Source organism: Polaromonas sp. (assembly GCF_013817205.1).
Classification (GTDB): domain Bacteria; phylum Pseudomonadota; class Gammaproteobacteria; order Burkholderiales; family Burkholderiaceae_C; genus Polaromonas.
In genome coordinates this window covers 1-10069 of the sequence record NZ_JACDDD010000064.1, presented here as the reverse complement: position 1 = coordinate 10069, position 10069 = coordinate 1, and the positions used below count along the sequence as shown (strand labels likewise).

Here is a 10069-nt window from a genome sequence, read left to right as displayed (position 1 = left end):
CATGGCTCCCCCCCGTCGGAGGCTCACTTCAGATATGAGCCCCCCCCCGTTGTCGCTCACTACGTGTAGCTCCCTCCCCCCTGCAGGGGGCGGCGCCTGCGCCCCGGCAAAGCCGGTTGCGCGGCCCCCGCTTGGTAAATACATTCCAATCCGCTTCGTTCCGCGCTCAGGCCTGGCATGAAGCAGGGGTTGTCGCTCCGTGTCTCGCAGCATCTGGCGCTCACGCCGCAGCTGCAGCAGTCGATCCGCCTGTTGCAGCTCTCGACGCTGGAGCTGAGCCAGGAAGTCGAGCAGATGCTGGACGAAAACCCTTTTCTTGAGGTCGCTGAAGAGGCCGCGCCGCGTGAGGATTTCGGCCTGGGCCAGACGGACACGCCGGTCAGCCAGGAAACACGTGAGTTCGAATCTGCTACAGAATCGATAGCTGTTGGCGCAGACGGGACGGGGGCTACAGGCACAAACGATGCAGAACCCAGCAGCGAGGCCAAACTCGAGGAAAGCTGGGACGGCGATGGCAGTGTGGATACCGCGCCCGACGACAACGAGTGGGGCGGCGATGCGACGCCGCGCAAGAACAACAACGACGACAGTGATGTCGATGCGACCGAGCTGGCGCGCAGCCAGGAGTCATTGCAGGAGCACCTGCACCGGCAGGCGCTGTCCTTGCGGCTGTCGCCCGAAGGCAAAGCCGCGCTGTACTTCCTGATCGAGTCGCTCAATGACGACGGTTATCTTGAAGACAGCCTGGCATCGCTGGCCGCCAGTCTGGCCGGCGACGACCTCGAGCAGCTTGAGGCGGTGGAGCATGAGTTTGTTGTGGCCCTCAAGCTGCTGCACCACATGGAGCCGGCCGGCGTGGGCGCACGCGGCCTGGCCGAGTGTCTGAGCTTGCAACTGCTCGATTGCCGCAACTGCGAAGAAACCCGCGCCGCCATCGCGATGTGCCAGCAGCCGATGGAGCTGCTGGCCAAGCGCGACGTCAAGCGCCTGTCGCAGCTCTGCGGTTTTCCCGATACGGTGATCAAGGGCGCGATCGCGCTGATCGGCCGTCTGGATCCGAAGCCGGGCCGGCGTTTTGTGAACGTCGAGCGCAACCTGGTGGTGCCCGACGTGCTGGTCGTCAAGTCCGGTCGGGGCTTCAAGGTCTCGCTCAACAGCGACGTGATGCCACGCCTGCGTGTCCACGACATTTACGCCAATGCCATCAAACAGAACAAGGGCCAGGGCGGTGCGGCGCTGCAGCAGCGCCTGCAGGAAGCGCGCTGGTTCATCAAGAACATCCAGCAGCGCTTTGACACCATCCTGCGTGTCAGCAGCGCGATTGTCGAGCGCCAGAAGAATTTCTTCACCCATGGCGAACTGGCCATGCGCCCGCTGGTGCTGCGGGAAATCGCCGACGAGCTGGGGCTGCACGAATCAACCATCTCGCGCGTGACCACCGCCAAATACATGAGCACCCCTTTTGGTACCTTCGAGCTCAAGTATTTCTTCGGCTCGGCGCTGGGCACCGAAACCGGCGGCAATGCCTCGAGCACCGCCGTGCGTGCGCTGATCAAGCAGTTTGTCGCGTCGGAGAGCCTGAAAAAGCCGCTCAGCGACAACCAGATTTCCGAAATGCTGAAAGAACAAGGTATCGAGTGCGCGCGCCGCACGGTCGCCAAATACCGCGAAGCGCTGCGCATTGCGCCAGCCAACTTGCGCAAGTCGTTATGAGCCCCCACGGTCGCGCACTGCGTGTCGCTCCCTGCCCCTCCAGGGGGCCGCTGCGCCTGCGGTCTGGCAGAGCCAGTCCCGCGGCCCCTGCTTAAAAAGGCGATGGTTCATCCGCTCCCCGGCTAAACCCACAATTTATGAATCAGCTACAACTATTTTTACCTTGCGCCGCCGGCGTCGAGGAGCTGCTGGCCGCCGAGGTCAAACACATCACCGGCAGCAGCGGCAAGGCCTGGCGCGCTGGCGTGCAGGTGTCCGGCTCCTGGCGCGATGCGCTGCAGCTGAACCTGCACAGCCGGCTGGCCCAGCGCGTGTTGATTGAACTGCAGCACAACAGCTACCGCAGCGAGCAGGACCTCTACAACGCGGCCGCCGCCGTGGCCTGGGAAATCTGGTTCACGCCCAAGCAGACCTTCAAGGTCGAGATCACCGCGCAGCACAGCCCGCTGACCAGCCTGAATTTTGCCGCGCTGAAAATCAAGGACGCGATTGCCGACCGCTTCCGTGACAAATACAACGTGCGCCCCGATGTGGACACCCGCTGGCCCGACGTGCGCATTTACGCGCACCTGACCACCGACACCGTGACGCTGTACATCGACACCTCGGGTGAGCCGCTGTTCAAGCGTGGCTGGCGCGAGGACAAGGGCGATGCACCGCTCAAGGAAACCCTGGCCGCCGCCATGCTGGCTGCCAGCGGCTGGAGCGGCGACAACGGCCTGTGCAAGCAGGGTGTGCCCTTGTACGACCCGTGTTGCGGCTCCGGCACGATCGTGATCGAGGCGGCGCAAGTCGCGCGCAACATCGCTGCCGGCATGGGTCGACGTTTTGCGTTTGAGAAATTTGTACCCTTCCAGTCGCATGTCTGGGAAGGTCTGCTGGACCAGGCCGAAGCCGCGATTACCCCGCCGACCGCGCAGGTGTTCGGCAGCGACGTGTCTTTCCGCATGGTTGATTTTGCGCAGCGCAATGCCGAGCGCGCCGGCGTGGCCGACGTGGTGCAGCTACGCGGCGGCGACGCGCTGCAGCGTATGCCGCCCGCACCTTCTGGCGTCATGCTGGTCAACCCGCCTTACGGCGAGCGCATCGACGTGGCCGGGGTCGCCGGCATCCCCTCGGTGCAGGGCCGCGACCAGCGCCGTTCTGTGCAGTTTCAGGGTGCAGCCATCGACGAGTTCGGCCAGCCGCTGGCGCGTGACCCGGGCGACGACCGCGATGACTTTGCCCCCACCCCTGCGCGCGACCGTGGCGCCAACCCCAGCCGTGAACAGGCAGTGACTGACAGCGGCGAGCAGGTCGCCGACTTCTTTCCGCAACTGGCCAGCCACTGGAAGAAAAACTACGCCGGCTGGACTGCCCATGTGCTCACACCCGACATGAAGTTGCCGCAAAAAATGCGCCTGAAGGAATCGCGCCGCGTGCCGTTGTGGAACGGCCCCATCGAATGCCGTCTCTTCCGCTTCGACATGGTGGCTGGCTCGGCGCGCGAGAAAAAGCCCGTCGCCGCCTCCTGAGTTGCGCCTGATGGAGATACAGCAGCCGCAGGCCGGCGACCGCGTGGTGCTGGACACCAACATCGTGCTGGACCTGTTTGTCTTCAACGATGTCGCCACGGCGCCGCTCCAGCAGGCTTTGCAGGACGGCACGCTGGACTGGATCAGCACGCAGTCCATGCGCGCTGAACTCGAACGTGTGCTGGCCTACCCGCAGATTGTTCCGCGCCTGGCTTTCTACCAGCTCACCGCCGGCGACGTCCTGACCGCCTTTGACCAGCACGCGCGCATGGTGGAAGCCGCCGTCAGGGCCCCAGTGAGCTGCAGCGATGCCGACGACCAGATCTTCATCGACCTCGCGGTCGCGCACCAGGCTTGGCTGCTGAGCAAGGACCTGGCCGTGCTTTCCATGCAAAAACGGCTACTGGCCCTTGGTACACGGGCGCAGACAGCTATCAAAAGTGTAGCGATTTAAGATTCACTCCGCGGCCGGGGCCAGTTCGCCGGTGCTCGACACCTTGTCGTCGGGCTTGCTGACGGCAAAGCTGTGGGCGCTGGCCAGCGGCCAGTAGAGTTTGAAAACCTGATGCTGACTCTCGAGGTCGGTCAGCAGCGAGCCTTCCTTCACCCGCATCACCAGATTCGACAGCAGGCGCACCTCGGTGTCGTTGATGCGGCGCACGATGTGGTGCGCGCTCACGTCGTCAGTGTGCTTCAGGCCAGCGGCTTCCAGCAGCTCCTTGAGGGCCTTCAGCGTGCTCTGGTGGTAGCGCCAGACGCGCTCGGCCTTGTCGGGCACCACCAGCGCCTGCTGGCGCGCCGGGTCCTGCGTGGTCACGCCGGTCGGGCAGTTGCCGGTGTGGCAGGTCTGCGCCTGGATGCAGCCCAGCGCAAACATGAAGGCGCGGCCCGAGTTGCACCAGTCGGCGCCCAACGCCATCATGCGCGTGATGTCAAACGCGCTGATGACCTTGCCGGCGCAGCCCACGCTGATCTTGTCGCGCAGGCCCACGCCCAGCAGCGTGTTGTGCACCAGCAGCAGGCCTTCCTGCACCGGCGCACCGACGTGGTCGGTGAACTCCAGCGGCGCGGCGCCAGTGCCGCCCTCGGCGCCATCGACCACGATGAAGTCCGGCGTGATGCCGGTTTCCAGCATGGCCTTGACCATGGCAAACCACTCCCACGGGTGGCCGATGCAGAACTTGAAGCCGGTCGGTTTGCCGCCGGACAGTTCCCGCAGGCGCGCGATGAACTGCATCATCTCCACCGGCGTCGAAAAAGCACTGTGGGAGGACGGCGACACGCAGTCCTGGCCAATGGGCACGCCGCGCGCAGCGGCAATCTCGGCCGTGACCTTGGCGCCCGGCAAGATGCCGCCGTGGCCCGGCTTGGCGCCCTGGCTCAGCTTGAGTTCGATCAGCCTGACCTGCGGGTCGGAGGCACTCGCCGCAAATTTTTCGGCGCAGAAGCTTCCGTCCTCATTGCGGCAGCCGAAGTAGCCTGAGCCGATCTCCCAGATCAAATCGCCGCCATGCACGCGGTGGTGCTGCGAGATCGATCCCTCCCCGGTGTCGTGCGCAAAACCGCCTTTTTGCGCGCCGCTGTTCAGCGCCAGGATGGCGTTGGCCGACAGCGCACCGAAACTCATGGCCGAGATGTTGAAGATGCTGGCGCTGTAGGGCTGGGCGCAGTCCGGACCGATGGTGATGCGGAAGTCGTGCGAGGCGATGTGGGTCGGCTGCACCGAATGGTTGATCCACTCATAACCGTGTTTGCTGACGTCGAGCTGCGTGCCGAAGGGCCGGTTGTCCAGCTCACCCTTGGCGCGCTGGTAAACCAGCGAACGCTGCGCGCGCGAAAACGGTACGGCCTCCGAATCGCTTTCAATGAAGTACTGGCGTATTTCGGGGCGGATGAATTCCAGCAAAAAGCGCAGATGGCCGATCACGGGGTAGTTGCGCAGGATGGAGCTCGGCGTCTGCCGCAGATCGCGGATGCCCAGGCCCAGCAGGGTCGCGCTCACCCCCAACACGATCCAGCCTCTGCCGCCGGACAGCAAACTTGCGCTGGCAAGCAGCGCGCCGAGCAGGCACAGCCCCATGACGGCATAACGGACGGGAAACACGGCTTTGATTTTGTGCAGCATGCGGGGCTTTCGGTCGGGCGATGGCGGCGGGGAAGGGCTGCGCCGACGGCAGATACACTTTGGCTCTCCTCCTATCATAAGAGCGCCGAGAGACGCTCAGCCTGTTGTTCCATGAAGCCCATTCCGCCCACCGATCCGACCCTGCCCTCCGTGTCTTCCGCGCCCGAGGGCGGCTGGATGGAGATGGAAGATTTCGACGCACTCGACGACATCCTCGACGACTTGCGCACGCGTTACGACGAGACGCCGCAATGGGAGTTCTGCGAAGGTTTCATGGCCGCCGTAATCTGCTCGCGCCGGCCCATCACGGCCGAAGAATATCTGTCGGTTTTACTGGCCATTCCTGCCGAGGGCGAAACGCCCGACGAGGAAAGTGGCTCGTTTGCCAGCTCGGCGCAGCGGGAACAGTTCCTTGCGCTGTGGGACCGGCGCTGGAACGAGGTCGCCACCGCGCTGGACGCCCGCGTGGACACGCTGGAAGACGACAACTGCTATCACCCCGAAGTGATGGACGTGCGAAGCGCCGTCGCCGGCATGCCGCCCGAGGAACAGGCCGCCTTCAAGGGCGAGGACCTGCCGGCCTTTGCCCAGGTCTGGGCGCTGGGCTTCATGTTCGCGGTCGAAAGCTGGCCCGACGAGTGGGCCGCCCCGCGCGACAAGGACGCCGCCCAGTGGCTGGACGACGCACTGCAGGCTATCGTCGCGATGACCGAAGACGACACCGGCAAGCCGGAAGTCTCACCACTGAGCGAGGACGGCGCCCCCAGCACCAGCATCGCCCGCCTCAATGCTTTCGGTGACGCGATCTGGGCGGTCTATGACCTGCGCGAACTGTGGAAAACCATGGGCCCGAAAGTCGAAACAATTCGCAAGGAAGCGGAGCCGGGGCGTAATGATTTATGCCCGTGTGGCAGCGGGAAGAAATACAAGAAGTGTCATGGTGCGAGGTGAGGTTTGACGTTTGAATTGGGCATCACTGACGGGCATGCTCATGAAAGGGGGTTGTCAGATTTTCTGTGTGTGAGGCGTTTCGGTGAATTGTCTAATTCCTGATTTTCTCAATCTCTGAAGTCCCCTGCCAGGCCGCCGGAGGCGCCCCGGTAGAAGCGCACTCATGATCAACCCGATCTCGTTGCTGCCTGCGTGAATCGCTCATCGTAGAGGATCGCAAACTGGTTCATCGCCTCCTTCCAGTTGTGCGCCGCACGGCCCCAGTCGGCCGTGATGTTTCTCAGTGCCAGCCAGATCAGCTTGGTGGCCGCGTCGTCACTGGGGAAGTGCCCGCGCGTCTTGATGATCTTTCTGCGCTGCGCGTTGACGCTCTCGATGGCGTTGGTCGTGTAGATCACGCGGCGCACCGCCGGCGGGAACGCAAAGAACGGAATCACCTTGTCCCACGCTCGCCGCCAAGCGGCCGCCACCGTGGGGAACTTGCGCCCCCACGGGCCTTGCTCAAAGGCATCCAGCTCGGCCTGTGCAGCCTCGGCGCTTGCGGCCGTGTAGATCGGCTTGATCGCCGCTGCCAGCACCTTTGCGGTCCTTCCAGCTGGCGTAGTCCAGGCTGTTGCGAATGAGGTGCACGATGCACGTCTGCAGCGTCGTGGCCGGGAACACCGCGCCCAGCGCCCCTGGCATGCCTTTGAGCCCGTCGGTGACGGCAATCAGGATGTCGTTCACGCCGCGCGTCTTCAGGTCGTTGAACACCTTCATCCAGAATTTGGCGCCCTCGGTGTTCTCGATCCACAGCCCCAGGATGTCGCGCGTTCCATCGGGCAGCACGCCCAGCGCCAGATAGACCGCCTTCTTGCGCACCACCGCTTCCTCGCGAATCTTCACCCGCAGCGCGTCAAAGAACACCACCGGGTACATGGCTTCCAGCGGACGCGACTGTCAGGCAGCGACCTCGCCCATCACCGCGTCGGTCACGCTGCTGATGAGATCGGGCGAGACATCCACCGCGTACATATCGGCCAGGAAGCCCTGGATCTCGCGCACGGTCATGCCGCGCGCGTACATGGCTAGATCCAAGTCGTCAAAGCCGGTGAAGCGCCGCTCGTGCTTGCCGATCAGCTGCGGCTCAAAGCTGGCGTGCCGGTCGCGCGGCACTTCGATGTCCAGCGCCCCGGTGTCGGTCAACACGGTCTTGCCACTCTTGCCGTTGCGATGGTTGGTGGTGCCCGCCGGCTTGGCCTCACCTGCCTTGTAGCCCAGGTGATGGCTCATCTCGGCGCCCAGCGCTTTTTCCATGAAGGCCTTCTTGAAGCCCTTGAATATTTCCTCGAACTGCGCCGGCGTGACCGGGCCGGGTATCAGCTGCTCCAAAAGCTCAGCCGGGATTTGCAGCTTCGCTGCCTTTGGCGCCGCAGCGCCCGATTTCGTCTTGCTTGGCATTCATGCTCCTTGTGGTCATGTTATGCCTCACACACAAAATTTCTGACGCCCTCCTGTTGCAATGCAAGACCTGACCCCATTCCCGTGACCCCATTCCCGAACCTCTTTTCCATCATGACGATCCGATCAGTGCAGTAACTCCGAAAATACAAAAAGCTGGCCGGCAATCAACGCACCTAAGGCAATGCCGCCAAAACAAAGTCTCTCCCACTCAGGACTGTCATTGTTTACCCAAAATCTGACAAACAAAGAGGGCTTGCTTCGAATACGGTTGCCCCAATAAATGGTTCCAATGAACTGCAGCAAAAGTCCACCAATTGACTCTTTAATTCCATCGGCACCGCCCACAACTAACGTCATCACAAGTGACGCGATGAACACACCCCAGACTGCAATCGAACAGTACGGTATGCAGCTTCGCAAGCTAAGCATCAATCACCTCTGCAATCAAGCTTGGGCTATGCTGGATCAAAAAAACGTTGCCAGGTGGCTTGCGTGATTTCGGGAGCGAGTGCAGTCGCGCCCTGACGACCGTAGAAGGCGTTGTAGCCGTCCCACAGTGGTTCCAGGCTGCAAAGTCGGCTTGCTTGATCGAGCGGACGAGAGTCAAGGGGTGCTCCGGTGTTATGGGGCCGCGCCTACATAGACGCAGGCAAGCCATTGCCTGAAGGCTGGCAGGTGCGCGGCGGGGGGTGGGCCGCAGCACACCCTGTTCCTGCAACAGAGATGAGTTTAATGGGGGCGACGCGTTGTCGCCCACGATTTCGACATGTCCCGCATTGACCTGAAAACGCCGCGACTATGCGTCGACGGCAAGACGTTGCATGCAAGGCGGTGGCTCGTAAGACATGGATGGATTTTTGTCACGAGGGCGCGGGGTTGCCGAAAAACTGCAACAGTGCGAGGGCTGTCTCCTGCGGCAGTTCTTCCGGGATGAAATGCCCAGCTGGCAGCAATTGGCCGCTGACAATACCGGCGCACTGCGCCTGCCACAGGGCCAGGGGGTCGAACAGCTTGTGCACCACACCACGTTCGCCCCACAGAACGTGCGTGTCGCAGGCAATCTTCTCGCCGCGGGCCCGGCTCTCGCGGTCGTGCACCAGGTCGATGCCGGCACTGGCGCGGTAGTCCTCGCAGGCGGCGTGGATGGCTTCGGGCGTGCAGAAGCAGCGTTCGTATTCGCGCAGGGCCTCGGCCTCGATGTAGCTCAGCCCCCCTGCGCCCCACCCGCCAAGCTTGGCATGCAGGTAGGCCAGCGGGTTGCCGCCAATCATGGTCTCGGGCAGCGGGTTGGGCTGGATCAGGTGGAACCAGTGGTAGTAGGCGGTGGCAAAGCGCATGTCGGTGGCGTTGTACATGTCCAGCGTGGGTGCAATGTCGATCAGGCACAGCTTGCGCACCCGGCCGGAGTGGTCCAGCGCCAGCCGGTGCGCCACGCGGCCGCCCCGGTCGTGGCCGCAGACATCGAAGCGGTTCAGGCCCAGCGCATCCATCACGGCCAGCGCATCAGCGGCCATGTTGCGCTTGCTGTAGTTGCTGTGGTCGGGCAGGCCGGCCACCTTGGATGAGTCGCCATAGCCGCGCAGGTCCGGCAGCACCAGAAGGAACCGAGCTTTCAGCGCCTGCACCACGCGGTGCCACATGACATGGCTTTGCGGAAAGCCGTGCAGCAGCAGCAGCGCCGGGCCCTGCGCATTGCCGCCAAACCGCGCAAAAATGGAGGTCCCGTTGACTTCGAAGTCGCGCGCTTCAAAACCTTCAAACCAGTGGTCAGGCAGGGTCGAGGCCATGGTGCGTCCTTGTGCTGCGGTTCATGGCCGGCTGGCCAAATACTTCTTGAGGTTGGTGGCGGCGGTCGCGCGCACCTTGCTTTTGAGAAACGGCGACCAGCCCAGCAACAGACCCGGCGCGCCCAGCGCCTGGCGCGACCAGGCCCAGAAATCAAAGTTGTCGCGCTGGGTTTTGATCAAGCCTGCACTGTCGAAAGTGAAGTGGCTGTCGATCACGTTGTGCACCATGCGGCCGGTGGCGCTGAAGCGGTAGTCGGCCTCCCAGTGCGCCTGCCCTGTGGCCGCTTCGGCTGCGACGCCGCTGTACTCCAGCCTCCAGACATCGCGCCCTTTCGCCTTGGTAGCGTCGCACAGCATGTGCCACATGCCCGTGACCTCGCGGTGGCCGCGCAGGGAGAACACCTCGTCATCAAAACTCGCATCAGGCGAGTAACTCCGGGCCATGGTGACCGAGTCCAGCCGTGCAAAGGCACCGTAGAGCATTTCAAGGGTTTGCTGGCTGGCGTGCATAAGCGCTTTCGGAAGTGACCGGGGGG

The 10069-nt window shown here is 63.3% G+C and carries 8 protein-coding genes and 2 pseudogenes; 4 read left to right on the top strand and 6 right to left on the bottom strand.

Annotated elements, in window-relative coordinates; all coding sequences use genetic code 11:
- The first annotated feature begins 177 nt into the window (after positions 1-177).
- From H0W47_RS14020 to H0W47_RS14010, 3 genes are all read left to right on the top strand, one after another.
- On the top strand, positions 178-1713 hold the full coding sequence (locus H0W47_RS14020) for an RNA polymerase factor sigma-54 (RefSeq protein WP_296925456.1): 1536 nt from the start codon (positions 178-180) through the stop codon (positions 1711-1713).
- A gap of 137 nt (positions 1714-1850) precedes the next feature.
- Positions 1851-3227, top strand: a complete 1377-nt coding sequence (locus H0W47_RS14015; protein WP_296925454.1) for a THUMP domain-containing protein — start codon at positions 1851-1853, stop codon at positions 3225-3227.
- 10 nt (positions 3228-3237) lie between these two features.
- Positions 3238-3681, top strand: a complete 444-nt coding sequence (locus H0W47_RS14010; protein WP_296925452.1) for a putative toxin-antitoxin system toxin component, PIN family — start codon at positions 3238-3240, stop codon at positions 3679-3681.
- 3 nt (positions 3682-3684) lie between these two features.
- Here the strand turns inward: H0W47_RS14010 and H0W47_RS14005 are convergent, their stop codons facing one another.
- Positions 3685-5352: an FMN-binding glutamate synthase family protein gene (locus H0W47_RS14005; protein ID WP_296925450.1), complete on the bottom strand. Its 1668-nt coding sequence runs from the start codon at positions 5350-5352 to the stop codon at positions 3685-3687.
- Between the two features lie 111 nt (positions 5353-5463).
- On the opposite strand from H0W47_RS14005, the gene H0W47_RS14000 reads away from it, so the two are divergent.
- Positions 5464-6303 carry a UPF0149 family protein gene (locus H0W47_RS14000; RefSeq protein WP_296925448.1) on the top strand — a complete coding sequence of 280 codons (840 nt, stop codon included), beginning with the start codon at positions 5464-5466 and terminating at the stop codon, positions 6301-6303.
- Positions 6304-6470: 167 nt separating this feature from the next.
- On the opposite strand, the pseudogene H0W47_RS13995 reads toward H0W47_RS14000, so the two are convergent.
- From H0W47_RS13995 to H0W47_RS13975, 5 genes and pseudogenes are all read right to left on the bottom strand, one after another.
- Positions 6471-7743 (bottom strand): annotated as a pseudogene (locus H0W47_RS13995) (IS256 family transposase).
- Positions 7744-7869: 126 nt separating this feature from the next.
- Positions 7870-8124 carry a hypothetical protein gene (locus tag H0W47_RS13990; protein WP_296925446.1) on the bottom strand — a complete coding sequence of 85 codons (255 nt, stop codon included), beginning with the start codon at positions 8122-8124 and terminating at the stop codon, positions 7870-7872.
- 83 nt (positions 8125-8207) lie between these two features.
- A pseudogene (locus H0W47_RS13985) lies at positions 8208-8404 on the bottom strand (hypothetical protein); the annotation flags it as partial.
- A 202-nt stretch (positions 8405-8606) separates the two neighbouring features.
- Positions 8607-9533, bottom strand: a complete 927-nt coding sequence (locus H0W47_RS13980) for an alpha/beta hydrolase (RefSeq protein WP_296925444.1) — start codon at positions 9531-9533, stop codon at positions 8607-8609.
- Positions 9534-9554: 21 nt separating this feature from the next.
- Positions 9555-10043 carry a nuclear transport factor 2 family protein gene (locus tag H0W47_RS13975; RefSeq protein ID WP_296925475.1) on the bottom strand — a complete coding sequence of 163 codons (489 nt, stop codon included), beginning with the start codon at positions 10041-10043 and terminating at the stop codon, positions 9555-9557.
- Between the last annotated feature and the right edge of the window lie 26 nt (positions 10044-10069).